The sequence below is a fragment of the Flavobacterium sp. ZB4R12 genome (assembly GCF_048276375.1).
GTDB classification, from domain to species: domain Bacteria; phylum Bacteroidota; class Bacteroidia; order Flavobacteriales; family Flavobacteriaceae; genus Flavobacterium; species Flavobacterium gawalongense.
This window is the reverse complement of record NZ_JBLNKS010000008.1, coordinates 67,443-86,857: the sequence shown is the minus strand read 5'-3', so window position 1 is coordinate 86,857 and position 19,415 is coordinate 67,443. Positions and strand designations below refer to the sequence as shown.

General features: G+C 35.7%; 19 protein-coding genes and 1 pseudogene. 8 read left to right on the top strand and 12 right to left on the bottom strand.

Annotated elements, in window-relative coordinates; translation table 11 throughout:
- The first annotated feature begins 72 nt into the window (after nt 1-72).
- From ACNO7W_RS07530 to ACNO7W_RS07520, 3 genes are all read left to right on the top strand, one after another.
- Nucleotides 73-444, top strand: coding sequence for a hypothetical protein (locus ACNO7W_RS07530; RefSeq protein ID WP_417937630.1), 372 nt, complete (start codon nt 73-75; stop codon nt 442-444).
- A 71-nt stretch (nt 445-515) separates the two neighbouring features.
- The gene (locus tag ACNO7W_RS07525; RefSeq protein WP_417937629.1) at nt 516-833 is read left to right on the top strand and encodes a hypothetical protein; all 318 of its coding nucleotides are present in this window, start codon (nt 516-518) and stop codon (nt 831-833) included.
- A 224-nt stretch (nt 834-1,057) separates the two neighbouring features.
- Nucleotides 1,058-1,276 (top strand): Fic family protein, encoded by a 219-nt coding sequence (locus ACNO7W_RS07520; protein WP_417937691.1) that lies wholly within the window; start codon nt 1,058-1,060, stop codon nt 1,274-1,276.
- A gap of 311 nt (nt 1,277-1,587) precedes the next feature.
- Here the strand turns inward: ACNO7W_RS07520 and ACNO7W_RS07515 are convergent.
- Nucleotides 1,588-3,038: pseudogene (locus ACNO7W_RS07515) on the bottom strand (IS1182 family transposase).
- 1,026 nt (nt 3,039-4,064) lie between these two features.
- Here ACNO7W_RS07515 and ACNO7W_RS07510 point away from each other — a divergent pair.
- The 3 genes from ACNO7W_RS07510 to ACNO7W_RS07500 all read left to right on the top strand — a co-directional run bounded on the left by ACNO7W_RS07510 (nt 4,065) and on the right by ACNO7W_RS07500 (nt 5,835).
- Complete coding sequence (locus ACNO7W_RS07510) at nt 4,065-4,487, top strand: DUF6943 family protein (protein WP_417937628.1); 423 nt, start codon at nt 4,065-4,067, stop codon at nt 4,485-4,487.
- 138 nt (nt 4,488-4,625) lie between these two features.
- The gene (gene rhuM, locus ACNO7W_RS07505; protein WP_417937627.1) at nt 4,626-4,916 is read left to right on the top strand and encodes a RhuM family protein; all 291 of its coding nucleotides are present in this window, start codon (nt 4,626-4,628) and stop codon (nt 4,914-4,916) included.
- Nucleotides 4,917-5,313: 397 nt separating this feature from the next.
- On the top strand, nt 5,314-5,835 hold the full coding sequence (locus ACNO7W_RS07500) for an exonuclease (protein ID WP_417937626.1): 522 nt from the start codon (nt 5,314-5,316) through the stop codon (nt 5,833-5,835).
- A 263-nt stretch (nt 5,836-6,098) separates the two neighbouring features.
- Here the strand turns inward: ACNO7W_RS07500 and ACNO7W_RS07495 are convergent, their stop codons facing one another.
- The 3 genes from ACNO7W_RS07495 to ACNO7W_RS07485 are packed head-to-tail and all read right to left on the bottom strand — an operon-like array spanning nt 6,099 to nt 7,487.
- Nucleotides 6,099-6,323 (bottom strand): hypothetical protein, encoded by a 225-nt coding sequence (locus ACNO7W_RS07495; RefSeq protein WP_417937625.1) that lies wholly within the window; start codon nt 6,321-6,323, stop codon nt 6,099-6,101.
- Nucleotides 6,324-6,334: 11 nt separating this feature from the next.
- Nucleotides 6,335-6,730, bottom strand: a complete 396-nt coding sequence (locus ACNO7W_RS07490) for a DUF5675 family protein (RefSeq protein ID WP_417937624.1) — start codon at nt 6,728-6,730, stop codon at nt 6,335-6,337.
- Nucleotide 6,731: 1 nt separating this feature from the next.
- Entirely contained in the window at nt 6,732-7,487 is a 756-nt protein-coding gene (locus ACNO7W_RS07485; protein WP_417937623.1) for a hypothetical protein, read from the bottom strand.
- 1,092 nt (nt 7,488-8,579) lie between these two features.
- Here ACNO7W_RS07485 and ACNO7W_RS07480 point away from each other — a divergent pair.
- Both ACNO7W_RS07480 and ACNO7W_RS07475 read left to right on the top strand, forming a co-directional pair.
- Nucleotides 8,580-8,807: a helix-turn-helix domain-containing protein gene (locus ACNO7W_RS07480; RefSeq protein ID WP_144064898.1), complete on the top strand. Its 228-nt coding sequence runs from the start codon at nt 8,580-8,582 to the stop codon at nt 8,805-8,807.
- Nucleotides 8,804-8,974, top strand: coding sequence for a HipA N-terminal domain-containing protein (locus tag ACNO7W_RS07475; protein WP_143388107.1), 171 nt, complete (start codon nt 8,804-8,806; stop codon nt 8,972-8,974). The genes ACNO7W_RS07480 and ACNO7W_RS07475 overlap by 4 nt, the downstream gene beginning before the upstream one ends.
- A 170-nt stretch (nt 8,975-9,144) precedes the next feature.
- On the opposite strand, the gene ACNO7W_RS07470 is transcribed toward ACNO7W_RS07475, so the two are convergent.
- The 8 genes from ACNO7W_RS07470 to ACNO7W_RS07435 form a co-directional block, all read right to left on the bottom strand.
- A complete protein-coding gene (locus tag ACNO7W_RS07470; protein WP_417937622.1) occupies nt 9,145-10,011 on the bottom strand; it encodes a reverse transcriptase domain-containing protein in 867 nt (288 codons plus the stop codon).
- Nucleotides 9,983-10,555: a reverse transcriptase domain-containing protein gene (locus tag ACNO7W_RS07465; protein ID WP_417937621.1), complete on the bottom strand. Its 573-nt coding sequence runs from the start codon at nt 10,553-10,555 to the stop codon at nt 9,983-9,985. The genes ACNO7W_RS07470 and ACNO7W_RS07465 overlap by 29 nt, the downstream gene beginning before the upstream one ends.
- A gap of 629 nt (nt 10,556-11,184) precedes the next feature.
- Nucleotides 11,185-11,700: a phosphoheptose isomerase gene (locus ACNO7W_RS07460; protein ID WP_417937620.1), complete on the bottom strand. Its 516-nt coding sequence runs from the start codon at nt 11,698-11,700 to the stop codon at nt 11,185-11,187.
- A 53-nt stretch (nt 11,701-11,753) separates the two neighbouring features.
- A complete protein-coding gene (locus ACNO7W_RS07455; RefSeq protein WP_417937619.1) occupies nt 11,754-13,376 on the bottom strand; it encodes an alpha-amylase family glycosyl hydrolase in 1,623 nt (540 codons plus the stop codon).
- 19 nt (nt 13,377-13,395) lie between these two features.
- Entirely contained in the window at nt 13,396-15,111 is a 1,716-nt protein-coding gene (locus ACNO7W_RS07450; RefSeq protein ID WP_417937618.1) for a hypothetical protein, read from the bottom strand.
- Nucleotides 15,112-15,158: 47 nt separating this feature from the next.
- On the bottom strand, nt 15,159-16,448 hold the full coding sequence (locus tag ACNO7W_RS07445; protein ID WP_144064894.1) for an MFS transporter: 1,290 nt from the start codon (nt 16,446-16,448) through the stop codon (nt 15,159-15,161).
- Nucleotides 16,448-17,506 carry a glycoside hydrolase family 130 protein gene (locus tag ACNO7W_RS07440; protein ID WP_417937617.1) on the bottom strand — a complete coding sequence of 353 codons (1,059 nt, stop codon included), beginning with the start codon at nt 17,504-17,506 and terminating at the stop codon, nt 16,448-16,450. Before ACNO7W_RS07440 ends, ACNO7W_RS07445 begins: the two co-directional genes overlap by 1 nt.
- Nucleotides 17,507-17,919: 413 nt before the next feature.
- Entirely contained in the window at nt 17,920-19,401 is a 1,482-nt protein-coding gene (locus ACNO7W_RS07435; RefSeq protein ID WP_143388112.1) for a RagB/SusD family nutrient uptake outer membrane protein, read from the bottom strand.
- Nucleotides 19,402-19,415 lie beyond the last annotated feature (14 nt).

The window sequence follows — 19,415 nt, the reverse complement described above, 5'->3', positions numbered from 1 at the left end:
CCACTAAATTAATCTGATAAAAAACTACAAATCTAAACCCATGGGTTACGGTTTTTATAATTTCGGTGTCTGATGGATAACCTTGACACCTCTGGTGCTAATGTGGACACCTCATCTCCTAATAATGCTACTACCTTGACACCTAACCTTGACACTTCTAATAGTAATATGGACACCTCATCTAATATTGCTACCATGACACCTAACCATGACACCTCAACCGTTAACTATGACACCATTAATAAATTACCTAAAAGACTAAAAAAAGAAGAATTAGAAAAATTAATTTTAGAAAAATGCAAAGAGGAATACTTTAAAATTGCCCAAATAGCAGAAAAAGCGAAAAGAAATCTTCTTATTCAAACATTAGACACTAAACCTAATCTTTTGTCTGTTATTAGTTTTTCATTACATTTACAAATCCATAAAAAAGGGAACCATTGAACTGTTTCAGTCCCCTAAATAATTGGACAGAATTATAAACATAAAAGAATTAAACTTATTTTTCAAGAACTATGAGCGGAGGAGCTTTTGATTACAAACAGTACAATATTCGTGAAATACACGAAACGATACAAAGTGAACTTGAAAGAATGGGAAATCCTAAACCAAAGCAGGAACTTTGGAATGATAAAGAATATTACGCAGAGCACCCTGAAGAATTGAATTGGACAATTGAAAGTGATGCTGTTGTGAATGCTTATAAAACTGCTATTGATTTACTCAAAAAAGCTGAAGTTTATGCTCAAAGAATTGATTGGTATATTTCCGGTGATGATGGTGAAGAAAGTTTTTTACGTAGATTAAAAGAGGATTTAGAAGCGCTTTCGTAGTATTGTGCTTCACTTATATTGGATTTTTTTCCAAATTTAAGAGGCCATTTATTACTTAATGTGATTGTTTTCAAAACAATTATTCCTACTTGTCTTTTACATTTGGTACCAAGTTGGATACAAAAAGGTACCAAGCTATCTAATCTTGATTGGCTTAAAAATCAGCCTACTGATATAGGGAAAATTAAAAAGGTACCTAGCCGGTCTCAAAAAAGTTAAGATACATAATTGCTATTCTATCTTTAACCGCTGCACCAATGGCATTAGATGATATAATGACAGCAGTTGGTTATGCAAACAAGAAAACATTCCGGGACAATTATCTAAAACCATTGGAACAATTACAATGGATTGAAAAAACAAATCCGCAAAATCCAACTGCACCAGATCAAAAATACAGCTTAACTTTAATTGGAAAAATGTTCCTCGGCAATCAAGAGTAAAATTGATTAACCAACAATTAATGAATTGAAAATCAGAAATAGTATAGTCATCTTTTTAAAATAAAAAAAAGTCAATTTTCACAACAACATTCACGGTAAAAACATCACGGGCAATCAGAGGTCACTGAAAAAGCACCTCCTATTTTGATTAGCGTCGTTTTTTAGACAATAAAAAAACGCTTGTAACAGGATTTTAAACATCCGTTATAAGCGTTTTTCTTTTTATAACTGTTTTTTATTGTAGGTTGTATCAGTCTATTTTTGACTTATATAGGTTTATTTTGCATAATGCGCGTGTAGATTGTAATTTCTTACATTAATTTCAGTATTCTTTTCATATTTACGGCAAAAATTGCTATTGCTCCTTGCATTTGCATATATTGGTAATGCCATATGATATCGCTCTATTATAACCATGTACATTTTTTAACTCACTGTTTTTCGCTTCTATTTTGTATCTGTGTTTTGCTTTTTCTTTGTAATAGTCAGTTTCTTGAAAGGCGATTTGTTCTTGGTGTAAGTCTGATTTTATTGATACCGAATACGTTTTTGTCTTGGCTCCCTCTTTATAACAACCCTCTTTTAAAGGGCAAGATTTGCATTTTTCAACATCAAAATAGTACGTATCTACTTGATTCTCGCCAACATTTTTTTTACCCTGACGAGCTTTTCGTATAGCCATGTGACCTGCAGGACAAACAAACATATCGGCATCTTTATTGTAATCAAATTTATCTTCGTCTTTTCTAAATCCTTGTGTTATTGAAGGATTTAGCCTAGCTACTACTTTAATGTTTTGATCACTTGTGAGTTTAAGATTTTGCTTCCCTGAATAGGCTGCATCTCCAATAATTGTATCAACCTCAATTCCGTTTTCTTGACTAATTTCTAAAAGTTTAGGTAATTCTGGTCCATCTCCTTTTTCTCCTGAGGTTACTACAGCTGCTGTAATGATACGCTCTTCGGTCATCGCTAAATGAGTCTTATAGCCGAAGAAGGAACTATCAGCGGATTTATGACCCGTTTTAGCATCTGTATCTTTTGATAACGTAAAATTTTCCTGAGTGTCTTCTATTGTTTCTTTTAGCAAGTTTAATTTTTATTTTACAGCAGGTATGGAACTTAAAGCCTGTTCTTTTTCTACTTGTCTCTCCAATTCTTTACAATATACCAATTCCTTTTCCAATTCATTGTCGTTGTTCTTCTCTGGCATGCGTTCTTTCCATTGGTCATCAAATGAATATAACGTTTTTCGTAGTTGTTTTGAACGCGCTCTCAATACTTCAATTGCTGAAAATGGATTCGATCTCGATAAAGTATGGGTGGCATCAACTATTATAGACTTGGAACGGATGATGCCCTTTTCAACGGCTATAGAGACCGTTTTACTAATCAATAGATTTAATAAGTCGGTGTCCTTCAAACGTAGTTTTCTATATTTTGTCAATGAACTTGGATTTATGACATCGTCTTCTGGTGTCATTTCCAAAAAATACTTAAAGGACATATCAAAACGCGAACGCTCAACTACATCAACATCGGAGACAGTATAAATTGTTTTCAAAAGTAAATACTTGAACATACGAACAGGACTTTCTGCTGTGCGACCATTATTTACACAGTATTTATTTAATAACTCATCGTAGATAAATGAAAAATCTATCAACTCGTTAATTTTTCTTAGAATATTATCCTCTGGAACGATTAAATCATATAACGAAGAATACGCACTGAACTGAATTTTTTGTTGTTGAACTAACATCTAAAAGGCCTTATGATTACAGTTAAAAATACGAAAAAAGGAGCAGAAAAATTTGATTTCTACTCCTTTTATTTAACAATTAATTCTTTAAAAGACTTTTTCAGTGACCTCGGCAATCAAGCGGTCTCTCTTCGGTCGTTCTCTTTGTTCCGTTCGGCAGCTCCAGTCGGTCGTCGGCAGAAAAGCCTCCTCCCTCCATTCCGCAGACACTACGCAGCACAATAAAAATAGTAGCTTAAAAATAAGCAGCTATTTTTATTGTGCCGCTTCGTTCCTCATCTTCACACGTTCTCTACCCTACGTTCGGCGGGGCTACTACATCCACAATACCGCTTCATTCCGTTTCGCTCCGCAGGCTACGCTCCACTGCATTCCAGCAGTATTATGTCTGTCGCCCCTTATTTTTTCAGCGGTTGCTCCTTCGCACAGCCATCGGGGTTGGCTCCGTTAGCACTTTGCCCTAAATCAAGGAACTCCGCCGAAAAGGCGGATGATTTTTATATTTCCCCCGCCGTTTCACGCTCGCAGTACTTCTCTCCACTCCGTAAACTACGCTCCGTTCTCGTCCTGCGGTGGCTGTTCGATTGCCGCAACCCCGCCACTGCGCTCCTCGAATAATAATAATTTCCGCTATCGCTACAATCATTATTTTCTGCGGTGCTTGGGGGTGTTTAATTGCCGTTTTCATAAGAACTCTCCCGAAAAAGGGGTAACAACAACATTCATCTTGAAAAAAAATAAAAAAAGAAAGTAAAGGTAAGTTCCGGTTTTATAAAAAATACAAGTTCAAGCCCTACGGGTTTTAGATAAAATCTGCACCCTCAATCAAGTTTTTGCATTCAATAGCATTTATTGGTTCGGGTAGTATTTTTTCTAAAAAACTCGATTTTTTAAAAACCTCCATTGGAGAGATGACTTTCTTTTTTTCTTTTTTCTTTTAAAAAGTTTAGGAAAGGCGGTTTCGACAGATTCAGTATTTCTAAAAACGGAAAATAGAAGAAAAACTAACTTTTAAATTCCGAAACCATGCTAAATTACATTATCAAAACCCATCAAAAAGACACTGTTTACAAAGGAAACCAAATCTTTATTCTCAACAAAGGTTTGAATAGTGGGAAACCTCAAAAAGAGCCATTTACGAATAGCTTTGTAATTCAATTTCCAAATGAAGAAGATGCTGAAACTGTCTATTGGTTAGCGTATAGCCTTTGGAAAGCAAAATTCTGGCATCAATCCCTTTGCGGTTCCGTAATTCCCTTTTTACGAGTTCGAGATTTCAAAAAGGACTTTTCGGCCAAAGCCAATGAAATGCTTCAGGAACATGAGCTGCACAAAAAACAGATCCAGGCGTTGAGGTTATTGGAACAAAAAGAAGAACAATTAAATCAAAATATATCGCTTATTAATGAAATGAGAACAGTGATTTTGCATCGGTATTGTGCTAAATAAAAATATAATAATGAATGGAAGTTGCATATATTTGATAAATAATTTTAGTAAAAAAATTAACGATACAATGTTACCGGAAAAAGAACAAAATATAACCCATCCGAACAATTCTGAACTTGTTACTTTCACACCCGCTAATTGTCAAGTAGAGTTTCAGGGGTGCTTGATAGTGAACATGATACGGTTTGGGCAACTGAACAGCAAATAATGACCCTTTTTGGTAAAGCTAGAAGGACTATTGGTGAGCATATTAACACTATTTATAGTGAAGGGGAATTAGACAAAGGATCAACTTGGCGGAAATTCCGCCAAGTTCAGCTTGAAGGGGGAAGAACGGTAGAAAGAAAAACGGCAACGTACAATTTGGATATGATAATTTCTGTAGGGTATAGGGTTAAGTCTCCCGTAGGAATTGGATTCAGAAAATGAGCCGCAAAATAATTGAAGGACTATGTAATAAAAGGGTATGCTGTAAATACAGAATTATTGAAAAATCATAAAGAAAAAATTGTTGAATTAGAAAAACAGATTGATTTTCTAAATGAAAAAACATTTGAAACACAAAAGATATTGACCGACGGGTTTCTTTCAATTATAACTCATTACTCCAGATCATTTGAATTGCTTAATAAATATAACACTGAAGATCTTTCAACTGACAATTTAAACGATAATATATGTAATTAATTATACCGATGTTAAAAGAGCTCAAGGAAGATTTGATGAATAAAAGAGAGGCAAGTTCTATTTTTGGATTCTAAACATAAATTATAAACTTCCTGAAATTCCCGAAATATTAAAAAACTAAATTTAATAGAAAAGACTAATGAGTTATATTGTAGTTGATATAGAAGCAGACGGACCAATACCTGGAGATTATTCGATGATTTGCTTTGGAGCTGTCATAGTTGATGAAAATCTTGATAAAACTTTTTATGGTAAGTTAAAACCAATTTCTGAAAATTTTAATCCTGAAGCGTTAGCAATTTCAGGATTTAGCAGAAATGAGACTTTAGAATTCAACGACCCCACTAATGTGATGCTTGATTTTGAAGAATGGATAGAAAATAATTCCAAAGGAAAACCAATCTTTATTAGTGATAATAACGGATTTGATTGGATGTTTATATGTTGGTATTTTCATCACTTTATCAAAAGAAATCCATTTGGTTATTCATCAAGAAGAATTTCTGATTTATATTGTGGACTAGTAAAAGATACTTTTGCACAATGGAAGCATTTAAGAAAAACGCCACCCACTCACAATCCAATAGATGATGCTAAAGGGAACGCAGAAGTTTTACTTCATTTGAGAAATGAAATGGGACTTAAAATATCTTTAAAATAATAACACAAACAAAGCAGCGAGACTTTTATAAAAAAAGCCCATTCCTTTCGGTTTGGGCTTTCAATTCGCTTAATTCTAGGTCACCACAACTCGAACTAAACTATTTTTTGTGCTTCTTGATAAAAAATTTAAGTGCCATTGATATTGCAAAACTGACTATCGCTCCAATCATAGCTAATAAAACAGTTTTCAAAACATCTTCCGAATGTAAATTTGGCACAACACTCAAAAATGTGCCGCCAGCGGTACCAATTAATGTTGGATTACTGGACTGCATTAGCATCATCGTTGATTGTCGTAATCTGGCTTACTGCCGATAATACACCACCAACAACAGCTAAATAACCTCCAATTGAACTAACCACAATAGGCAAAGCAATTGGTGCAGCCAAAACAGTTCCGCCAACAGCAGCCAATGCCAATCCAATATTTCGAAGCACTTTAAAAAATTTCGGTGTTGGAGCTTTCGCTCTTTTTACTATATTCATAATTTATGAATTTAAGATTGAACAATTAATGAAACCGTTTCTGAACAGTCCAAAGTTTTATAAACCAAGTTTTTCACTTTAGCAAAAGCTTGTCGTGATTGAAGAGCCAAACCAGGGCCAGAAAGTTTCGTTACGGGAGCAATACAACCATTCAATTCTTTTTGAGCATTATTGGCAGGATGAAACAAAATCAAACTTCTGTTTTTTACATCAACTACTTCAATATGCCATTGAAATTTTCGACTGTAACTCTTTTTTAATAAATATTCCCCTTCTGGAATGCAGGAAACCCTTTTCTCATTTTCTTTCCAAGGCAATTCAATTGTACAACAGATGAATTTGCCCTCACATGCGAGTTTTCCGTTAGTTCCATCAGGGAAATAAGTTCTTGATAGTACCAAAACCATCTTACAATCCGCTTACTTGTACCAATGATAATGGATTGTATGAACCATTTTTCAAAGGATACATTCTACCATTGACCTCTTGATAATACTCGACTCCAAGAGCCAAAAACAATGGACTTACGCTGTTTGGAGTTACCGCATTCAAATGATTGATGGCAACCGTTGGCGCAAAATCCCATGGAAGAATGGCTGTTTCTGAACTGGCAACAACGAAAGTTTCTGCTTCAAAATTAATTTCGGCTCCAGCTGATATAATTTTGAAATGAGTAGTTCCACTTGGAGCTGCAATCATATTCGCTGGAACAAATGAAGCCAAATCAACAGTGATTTCCCCGGTAACTCTATCAATTGCTCCGACAAAAGGAGCGAACAAACTGGTTCCCAATTTCCCACCGATATTAAACTCAAAGCCCACTAGCAATTCCGCCTCACCATCAATGACGTTACGCAATCCACGCTCATTAACCAAATCCGCTTGGATCACTTTGACCATGGCTTGGGTAAGTCGGCTCACCATTCTGTTGTCAGCAGAATTCAAAAGCAAGGTTCTCAATGCCGTTCTCAAAGTTTTCCCTGCCTTCCCTGCCCTTCCAAATTCGGAACCATTCTCACGTGTTCTCTGGAACGCTGGATCGTTTGCAATTCTACTCGCATCAACTCCACCTTTCTCACGTGCCAAATGGCCGTCTTTGGTTTTGTAAAAAGTAATATCTCCGATAGTACCTTTCAATTTAATTATGCCTTTCTGTCTTGCCATAATTTCTAAAATTTAAGTTTGAAATAATCTAACTACTCCTTCATTCCGAATATTCGTTGCAACTAAATTTTGAATGATTTCAGACAAAGTTTCCATCAATTAAAGCACATTTCAAAAAGCAGATGTCAATAGTGGTGCTAAAAGGTCTATAATTACCTATTTTAGTCACTTATTAAGTAAGTAGTTTTCATAACTTTGTAGAAGAATGTGGGAATAAGATCCTAAGATGAGGTAACTCAAAGGCATAGCATAGCTATAGATAATGTATTAAAAATAAAAGTGTGATAGCAAGTAACATCAGGGTATGTATTTATCCAAAAGATGTACAACGTATAACAGGTAAAACATATAGACAAGCAAGGTTGTATCTAAATAAGATTAAAGACAACTTGAATAAAGAACCACATCAATTAATTTCAATAGAGGAATTTTGTGATTATTCAGGGCTTCAAATTGAACATGTTATACGCTGTGTAGTCGGATAGGATTTAAGGCTATTAAAAGCCTCTAAAGTACTCCTATAATGTAACGATACTTGTTCAATAAGCAGTTCAAATAATAATTCTAACTATTGCATAATCAGTAATTAATGCCTATTTTTACATTGAATATAATTTAATGTTCTTTATTCATTTTTGATAGTGACCTATTTAATACCCTATCGAAACATAGTACAGCGTAACCCCTATAGACATTGGTATAAGGAAAGAGAAACAAATCCCTCTTTCTCCGCAACAGAAACCCAAAACGAAAGTTTTGGGTTTCTGTTTTTAAATACTCCCCTATTTTATATATTCCCACAGTTTTTAAGTTTGATCCTCATTTCTGTAAAAGTACCCGTCTAATTTGCTATTGTATTAAACTTGTTTTTTTGTCATTTAAAGACAATTCAAAGCGACTTAATTGTCGGAGTTTATTCTGAATAAGCCATTAAGTAAAACTATATGCTTTTACATATAGTTTTACTTAATTCGAACAAATTATATGCTTTTACATATAATTTTATACATTTGTTTAAAATCGTTGCAAAAGCATATAATAATGAAGTATAGCGATTGCATAGAATCTTTAAAAATCAATAAATTGCTACTTATGAAAACACTGGCAGATTTTGTAAAAGAGAAAAGAAATGAAGTAAACCTCACGCAGGAAGCCTTTGCGGAACGTGCAGGTGTAGCACTGACGGTTATTCGAAAAATAGAGCAAGGGAAAGAAAACCTTAATCTCGAAAAAGTAAATCAAGTACTCAAAATGTTTGGGCATACGTTAGCTCCAGTTAACGCAAGAGAATTATCCAAAAACACCGACCATAGTGTATGAGAAAAGCAGCTATCTATTACAAAGAGTTCCTGGCAGGAATACTCACTGAAACAGACGAAGGGGAATATACTTTTCAATACGATGAAAAGTATGCAAATGAGCATCCAAAAGAAAGCATCACCTTGACAATGCCTGTGAGCACAAAAAAATATACCGATAAACGATGAGGGCACTGAAAAAGTATCTCTTTTTAGTAATTAGACATTTTAAGGCGATTAAGGAAAATTCGAGTTTTGCTTAAGTACTTCATTTTCAGGAATCGGATAGGAACCTAGGGATTATTTCCCTAGGTGACCTTCCACACCACCCGGCATACGGTTCCGTACCAAGGCGGTTCTTAATTTACGATACATTTTAGGTAGATGTCAGCTAGGAACGTGTATCCTGATTTTCTTAGAATTCGCGTGGTTAGAGCTGTTTGTAGGATTGGACTAAGTGCAGTTCGGCAATAGCTCTTTCGAGTATTAGCCCATTGATAGGCTTGATTGTCTCTAATACCAACCTTCCTAAGGTTGTTGTATTTAGTACTTATCTTCTTCCAACTTTTCCATATAAACATTCGTATTCTAAATCTAAGCCACTTGTCTATACTTTTAACCTTTCCTGACATATCCGCTAGTTTAAAATAGGATACCCAACCCTGTATGTAATATCGCAAGAGTTCTTTCTTCTTTTGATACCCCATACCATTACTGCGGTTAGTAATTTCCTTTAACCTGTTCTTAAGTTTACTGTAACTCTTTGGGTGTACGCAAAGCCCCCATTTCCCTTTACTTTTGTTATAGAAGCTATATCCAAGGAACTTCTTACCTTTAATATACCCAACCGTAGTTTTCTCTTTGTTTACCCTTAAGTATAATACGTTTTCAATAAACTTAGTTATACTTTCCTTAACACGAAGACATGCTTTCTTGCTTTTACAGAAGATTAAGCAGTCATCGGCGTAGCGTACAAAACGGTGTCCACGTCTAGCGAGCTCCTTATCCAATTCATGAAGCATTATATTGCTCAACAAAGGACTTAGAGAACCGCCTTGCGGAACACCTAATACACTTTCTTGGAATTTGTTTTCCACAACAGCGCCAGCTATTAGGTACTTATGGATGAGTGATATCACTCGTGAGTCTTTGACTTTCCTTGATATTAGTTCTATAAGTCTACTGTGATTAACAGTATCAAAGAACTTCTCTAAGTCTAAATCCAACTACATAGTGATACTTATCATTGAGATGACTTTCTACTTCTTTCAAAGCAGTATGACATCCTCTTTTAGGTCTAAAACCGTGGCTACTTGCGTGGAATTCTTGTTCGTAAATGGGCGTTAGGATTTGAGCAATACTTTGTTGGACTAAGCGATCTACAACAGTGGGAATACCAAGTGACCTTGTTTTACCTCCCTCTTTGGGTATCTCAACTCTTCGCACAGCTTGGGGTTTGTATTTCCCCTTTTCTAGCGATGTGATTAATGACTCTTTATGTTCTAAGAGCCATTCTAATAAATTTTCAGTGGACAACTTGTCTATTCCAGAACTTCCTTTATTGGATTTGACCCTTTTATAAGCCATATTCATATTGGAAGGACTAAGGATTAGTTCTAATAGCTTCCCCTGACCTAAATGTACTTCCGTGAGGTTGTTTTCAGTTATCCCAATAAAGGTCTGCACTTCTTGGTAGCTGTCGGATTCCGTCCTATCATTTCCAAGGTAGTTATCAAAATTATTCGATATTTTCTGCATTCGTTCCTTCATAGGTAACATTCATTTACTACTCACTTAATTAAGTTCAGTCCTTCGGTACTTAATTCTAGTACCTACTATGACCTCTGCTGACTTCTTATAGCAATTGTTATCCATAGTTCTGTAAAAAAAACTTCCCTATGTCTATAAGACCTCCCCAGGTAAGAACGATAACTTTCCTCTCATCTACCTGCTATATTTACCATGATGTTTCCGTACAGTTTTGGACTTCAGTTTGTTTAGCAACTTTATCCAACATCATTGGCCTTATATATAGTTTCTGTTCGTCAGGTCAAGAGTTTGCCTACTGCTTCCTTCAGATTCCACTTCACAATGGACACCCTTGCATTTAGCTAACACTTCCCACTGTAAAGGCGTGTTCGGGACTTGCACCCTAGAGTTACCGCCCATGCTGGGCACACTAAAAAAAAGAGTAGAAAATCTTATTTTTCTACTCTTTTAATGAAATCTAATTCTTTAAGGACTTTTTCAGTGCCCTCGCTCGCTGGCTTATCTTTTTTTTTATGTCAAAAGTGATTATTCCAAAAAAAAAACATTGTTCAGGAATAAATGTATTCCTCAAACAATGTTTCTATTTTTAAAATTTAGTGTGATCCAAAAGTATAAAACAATACTTTTATTTATCTGCCAAAGTCATCTTGTAAACGAACGATATCCTCTTCATCAGAAGGATTTTCAGGGTCTGTATGTTGCCAAATCTCGGCTACTATCCCCCATGAATCTAAACCTATTAAACGATGGCGTTCCCCTTTGTCCATTTGGATAAAAGTACCAGGTGTAAGTTCCTGAATTTCTCCTTCTTCATCTGTGGCACTGGTTTTCACCCCTACAACTCCGGAGAGTACTTTCCATATTTCCGCTCTGCGAAAGTGATATTGCCAAGACAAACGTTTGTGAGGTGCTACCACCAATATCTTCGGACTTAACTTATTGGTAATTTTAATCGCTTCCATATCAAGATGAGGAAAAAATTTTGCGGCAAAGACAGACGCCTCACTTTCATCAATTACAAAAAAACCTCCCCAAGGTCGTGTTTCATCTTGTTTAACGACTGTGAAATTTTCTTTTTTTAATGCTGCAGCAATTTGTTCAAAAACAGCACTTTTGTCTAAAGTGTTAGAGATATTAAAATTCATTTTTATTGTTTTAAAAAGTAAAAAATATTCGATTGCTTGTATTTATACAAATTCTAGTGACTATAAATGATAAAGTCATTTGATTTCAATTTCGCTTTTCCTATCAGAATTTTTGCTCCTTTTGGAAGGCTTATTTTCTTTACTGAGCCAAAGTTAATCATCACAGTAATTTTATGGCCTTCAAAAGATCGGGTAAACAAAATTTGATTGTCTTGATGTTCCAATCTGTCGTATTTCCCGTATTGCAAGACTTTTTCATTATTTCGTATGGCTATCAACTTTTCATAGTGATTAAGAATAGAATTTTCTTTGTTCGCTAAATCCTGAACATTAACTTTCTTATAATCGGAATTGGTTTTAATCCATGTTTTTTCAGTTGAAAAACCGGCGAAAGCATTTCCATTCCATTGCATTGGACTGCGTGATTTGTCTCGGTTGTGTTCGTTTCCTTCCAAAAGTGCTTCATCGGGACTTTTACCTTTGGCAAGAGCCAATTGATAATGAGTTTTTCCCTGAATATCGACCATCTCTTCCAGGTTTTTCGCGATGATGTTGTGCATTCCAATTTCTTCGCCGTAGTAAACAAAAGGAACTCCTTTTGCCGTGAGCATCAAAGCCGCTAATGCCAACGCTTTATCTGGATTCCCATCGGCTAATCGGTCTACCATACGAGGCATATCATGGCTTCCAAAAAACAATGTTGGATAATTGCTCATGTTTTTTTCCATGCTTTGCAACTCCTCAAAAATACGTTGCGAAGAAAATGTTTTGATACTTCCAAAGTTGAAATTAAAAACCACATCCAACAAATCCTGCGATTGGTATTGTTTCAACACTTCAATTTTGTCACTTCCTATTTCTCCAACTATAAAACGATTGTCATACTCGCTTACGGTCGATTTTATCATTCGCATGGTATTTTTTACACCTTCCTGATCGATGTCATTTATGTGTTCTTGCTGTCCGTCTTTTACCGGATTGTCAGCTGTAATTCCGTCGGTGGTTAAAAAATTAATCACATCCAATCGGAATCCATCCACACCGCTATCCAGCCAAAAGCGAAGCACTTTTTGAACCTCAGCAACCACTTTAGGGCTGGACCAGTTGAGATCCGCCATTTTTTTATCAAACTTATGATAGTAGTATTGATTGGTTAAAGTGTCTTTTTCCCAAGCCGTACCACCAAAAAAAGATTCCCAATTGTTCGGTTTGTCTTTCCAGATGTAATAATCACGGTACGGATTATCTATTGATTTTTGGGATTCTTGAAACCATTTGCATTCCGTAGAAGTATGATTCAGCACCATATCCATAATCACTTTGATTCCTCTTTTATGCGCTTCATTCAAAAAAGTATCAAAATCTGCTTTGCTGCCATAAGTGGGGTCGACCTCGTAATAATTAGCAATATCATAGCCGTTATCTACTTTTGGAGAAGTAAGAAATGGCGTGAGCCAGATGCCTTTTACGCCCAAACCTTTCAAATAGTCTAATTTATTGGTCATTCCTTTAAAATCGCCATATCCATCCTCGTTACTGTCCACATAACTGGGCATGTAGATTTGGTAAAACACCGATTCTTTCCACCATTTTTCTGTGTTTTCAATCTGTTGTGCGGCAACGGAGCCACCAGTAAACATCAAGAAAGAAAATAGTACAGCGATTATACATTTCATATCAAAAATCTTATTTTTTCTATTGAAAATTATAATCTACTACAACACCATTCACCAACATTTTAGAACCTTCATACGTTATTTTACCGCCTGATGGAACACAAACAATTACCGCTGCACTTTCTGGTGCAATCTTTATTTTAGCCGAAGAAGAAACGTTACGGGCAACAAAACGTCCCAAAACTGTATTATATAAATCCACTTTTTTTCCTTGTTCTGTTTCTATTGAAACTTTTTTCTTAGTGGTATAAGGGTTATAATATAAAAAAGAAGGATAGGCTTTATCACTATAAAAATCAGTAGCCAGTAAATTCAGTTGTAAAATCCCCGTAACATTGGTTGCACGGATAATACTTCCGAAGATACCCACATGCCCACTGCCATAAACACTAAATTGAGATTCCTCAGGATTTTGACCCAGTACCCAAAGCGGTCCGTCTCCTTGTGCCACAGGTCCTTTTAAATTTTCATAGGCTTTATAACTGGACTGGCGAATAATACCCTCATATCCTATCACACCTTTGCTAACCTCAGCCAGTTGCGGAATCGTTTCATGCTCATCGGGCATGTACTGCGGATAAAAAAAACGGGATGCATTAGCGGCATTCAACATCCATTTACCAATTGCCGTTGCATACGATTGATTGTATCGAACCATAGGAACCAACGGCCAGGCCATATCATAGGTATTCATTAAAAAACCATATCCGCCGTGATCTACTGTACTACCAACTGTTCCTGAAATATCAATTCCATTCCAGTTACCCACCAATACTCCCCAACCTTCGCGACATATTGCAGTTCCGTCGAAAGTCCAACCCAACATTTTATCGGTATCGTATTGCTTTCCTTCTTCAGCATTTATTCTTGCCGCTAAATAAGCGCCAAACGGCATTAATAATTCATACGTTGGATTTATAGGTTGTGATTGTAGTGCGGATAAAGCACTTTTGGCTCCTTTTAAATATCTTGGGTCTCCAAACTTTTTATACGCTGCATATAAAACCCAGGCATGTCCCGCCGCTGCATCGGGCTGCGCACAGATATTATTTTTCATGGGTTTCATTTTGCCGTAATCAAAATAGGAATAGTCATAATTCCCATTCAAAATAGAATCGGCCTTGAAGAATTTTTCGGCAATACTTTTAGCAATAGCATCAAAACCCGGTTCGTTAGGATATTTGTCATAAACAGCATAAAACAAGAGATTCGGATACACATCGTACCACCAGTCACGACCATAACCGCCGCCCAATAAAGCGACTTCCGGGCACGTATTATTCATCATAATATCCCAACCTGTTTCGGTATTGAAATAATTTTTCAGCATACCAACATAATTTAAATTTTGTTGCTTGCTTTTGTCTATTCCTACTAAACTCGCTCCTAATGTCGCTCCCATAGTAGCCAAAGCTTCATGGAACATCCCTTTGTTATTTTTCCCTTGCCTTACATCGGCCACTGCAGTATAGATACCTACAACGTCTTGAGGAAAATTCTTTTTGCTGCTGTCAATCCATACCATCGGCCAATATTTACCTTTGGCATTGAAATCATATACGGTACTGTCAAAGCTGACCGCCAGTTTTTTATAATCGATGATTTGAAATGGTTTTGGCAAGTTTGGCATTTGATCCACACGAGCTATCTTTTGTTGTTTTACCTGTGCTGCTGCGTTGCTTCCGAAAAAGATAAAAAACAAACCAGCGAAAGTGATTTTGAAAATAGTATTCATTTCTTATTTTGATTTAATTGTAACTCTATTTTAGACACTAATCGGTATTACACCATTTTTTCAGCAACTTCGCTCAGTACTTTGCTATCAATTACAGGTTCATCCGGAGAAAGTAATTTTCCTTCTGCTATAATTTTTTTGGCTACAAAAATAGAACTCAACTGCAATATAGCAACAATTACAATAGCGTAACGCAACGCAATTTCAGTAGAAATAGCATAAGCCAAAACTAAGAATGTTCCTGCTCCTAAAAATCGACCCGCAAACAAACCTGCTTCATGGTTCAGGATATAAGCAAATTCGCCTCTTTTCTCTATTTTCGAAACAATATCAATTACTTTGAATTGAATTGGAAAATACGCCAAATCCATCAGCGGTTTTGCAATCAGCAACAATAAAATAAATATGATTACACCGGTTTGATTGAATAACAACCCATTGACTACTGCCCCTAAAGCAAATAAAACGAGTCCCGCTGTAAATATTTTTATTCGGTCAGAAGGTTTTGAAATCCTTCCTAAAACATACATAATTACCGCTGCGATTATAGCTCCTATCGACTGTGCAGTTCCTAACGCTCCTTCTTTACCTATCAACAACATGATAAGCATTGCGGGTGCTGTTACCAGAAAACCTTGAACCAACCCTTTCAATAATGACAACGACAATAATTTATACCATAGCTGATGAAATTTAAAAAACACATATTTTTTCTGTTCCGGATTTTGGAACGTTCCTCTGAAACAAACAATAGATGCTGCAACAGTCACTAGAAACACTATTCCGGTAATAACTAAATAAGCAGTATGTATTTGTGCTTCGTCTCCGCTTGATTCGATAAACCAACCAATAGTAATAGGAATGACAACGGCAATAATAGTGTAAAAAAAAGTTTCCAAACCATAATAATAATTTCGATTCGTATCATTGGTAATGGCTAATGCCAAATAATCCCGGTTAGACCAATAAAAACCAAAAGATAATCCCATCGTAATTCCGGCAAATCCTATTCCTACCAAGTCAAGTGTTTTCAATGACATCATGATCATCATAGAAACGCCGCTCAGCATCATTCCTGCCGAATATAATTTTCTGATGTTAAAATGTTTCAATAAAAATCCATTTAATAAAAAAGTAAGTGGAATTCCCGCATAAATTGTCAGTTGATAGATGACAACTTTAACAGGATCATTGGAACTTCGCATCACATAAGCAGCCACAAAAATATCGATTACAGGCAAGACAATGGCATAGACCAGATTCGTAAGCACTAATATTTGAAAATTGTGCGTCTGACTTTTAAAGTGACCTATTTCGGTTTTTAGTTTCTTGAACATTAGTTAAATTTTAAAAGTGAATAAATGTCTTTGATAGAAAACTCAGCACCACAAACAAACTCATCAGAAGCGCCGTAATAAATGGTAACGGTATCGCCATCAGAATGTACAACATGTCCGTTAGTAAAAACTACGTTACCAAAAAAGCCAGTCAATTCATAGGTCGCAGTAGGTACCATAATAGGTTCTTCTGTTCGTGCAATTACTTTTGTAGGATCTTCTAAATCCATTAAAAAAGCCCCTAAGCAATATTGATGTGCTGCATTTGCTCCATGATAAATGGACAACCAGCCTTTTTCCGTTTTTATGGGAGCGGCACCGGCACCCACTCTTTTGCTATCCCATAAACCGACTCTGGTTTTAATGATACAATGGTGATTTCCCCAGTGTAGCCCATCAGGAGATGAAGTTATCCAAATATAATTTCCACCGATATCAACACTGCTTGGACGGTGCAAAGCGTAATACAAACCATTGATTTTTTCATCAAAAATGGCACAATCCTTATTGTGTGGAGGCAACATCATCCCGTGTGATTGAAAATTTTTCCAATCGCTTGTGGTGCGTAAACCCACTCCTACTCCATTGTCAGAAACAGCTGTATAGGTAAGGTAATATTTATTTTCAAGTAAAGTTACCCTGCAATCTTCCACTCCAAACGTTTCCAGCATTCCCTCACCAACTAAAAGCGGATAATTCTCCGGTTCATAAAATTTATGTCCATCGGCACTGCATAGCAATCGCAGGTGCGATAGCGTAGTTAGATAATCGACTCCTTTATAATTAATTACCCTTGCGTCACTGGCATCTAAATCAGGGTCATCTGTAGGAATTTCGATGATTTTAATGGCCCCTGTTTCCGTTAAAATAGGAAAAGAAATAATGTTTTCTTTTTGTTCCGGCCTTTCAGCTACACGAACAATCAACCATGTTTTTCCTTCAAATTGAAATACGCCTGGATTGAGAAGACAGGTAATTTGTAAGCCTTCTCTACTGGGAGGTAAATCTGCCGGTGACAATAAAGGATTTTGTATAAAGCGTTTTGCTATGTCTTTCATGCGATTCTATTTTATTTTTATTTCTATATTTCTAATTCTTTTATTAGAATAAATGCTAGCTCTCAGGCTATTTTGGATTACGTTTTTTATTTTTTTTATTCGTGTTTTTACCTAATTACAAAAAATATGTTTTTTTTAAAGCACTCAAATTTTGTCATTGTAATGACTTTTATCTTAGATGTCATCAAAATAGTTATATTTTTTAAAGATTCACAACAAACTGATAATCTGACACTAATTACTATAATTTATCTAAATTAGTAAATGGGTATTCTTTACATATTACTATTTAATCTAAATGGTATATTCATTTCTAACTACACTATTAAAAATAGAGAAGTAGCAATTTTTATTATTTAACTGCTACTTCTCAAGGGATATTAATTAAAACAAACCACTTTTTTAATTAAAACTTAATACCCTGAATTTTGTGTCAAAGTCCCTGCGGATGCATCAATTTCTGATTGAGGGATTGGATACAATAGGTGCTTATCTTGGAAGTTTTTTCCATGAGCTGTCAAAACTGCTTTTGCAATTCCCCATCTTTTTAAATCCAGCATCCTTTGATTTTCAAAACCAAGTTCTGCCCTTCTTTCTGAAATCAACCAACCTTTTACAGTCGCTTTATCTGTAGATGCTACTCTGTTCAACAAAGTCCCAACAGGTGGAATTGTTCCTGATGCTGTCACGGTAGTTCTGGCTCTGGCTCTTATTAAGTTTATAATAGCAATTGCACCCGAATAATCACCTGTTTCATTTAGTGCTTCTGCTTTCCAAAGTAAGGCATCTGCATAACGCATGTACACTTTATTGGTAGCTGCATCATCATTTCCTTTATTGGCACCATCTAAACTTCCTAGAATTTTATTCACATTCTGATTGGCTGCATCTACTGTGTATAATTTTCTTGGATCATTTGGCTCAAATGAATTTAAAAAATCAGTGCTCGGTGCAAAAAATCCCCATCCTAAAGGAGCACAAATTCCATTACCTCTTCTTGGAGTTGTATTGGATTGATGGTCGTAAGAAAAAATAACTTCATTATCTGTATACTCTTTAGAAGTATTGAAATTATCAAAATAATTAGCATTTAAGCTATATCCAAGTGGCGCTAACTCGTCAACCAGAGTTACTACTTCAGACCATTTTTCAGTGTACAATGCTGCTTTTGCCTGTAGTGCTATTACAGCACCTTTAGAAACTCTCCATTTTTCGGTACTAGAAGAATATTTGCTGTTTGGCAATAATCCTTTTGCTAAAACTAAATCTGCTTTAAGTCTGTCCCAAACCAATGTTTTATCAGCTCTCACTGCAACATCAAAAGCTTCCTGATATGTTTTTACCGGTGCCAGAATTAATGGTACATCCCCAAAATTGGTAACCAAAGAGAAATAGTAGTACGATCTCAAGAAATAAGCTTCGCCCAATAATTGATTTTTTCTGGCAGTTGTAATTCCGGTAATTGCCTCTATATCTGATTTTGTTAATAATTCAATCGCGATATTTAGTCTTTTTATTCCTTCATAATTATACTTCCATAATCCGTTTGGACCACCATTTGTTGAAGTAAATGTGAAATTATTGATTTCGTCCATCCAAGGTTGATCTCCATCTGAACCCCATTTTTTCTCCATATCATCCGATGCGATATCCTGCATGATGTAATCATTTTGAAAAACAAGACCTCCGCCCCAATCCCATTGCGCCAATATGTTCAATCGGTTTGAAAGCAACTCATAAGAAGAGTTTACAGAGCTTTCTACTGTATTTAATGTTGGAGTGCTGTTTGCCTGGTCCAAAGTCGTTAATCCAATAGGCTCTTGTGTAAGCTCATCTTCACAACTTACCAATACCATCAAGCACATTAGAATACCGGTTTTAAATAAATTTTTCATAATTTATATTTTTT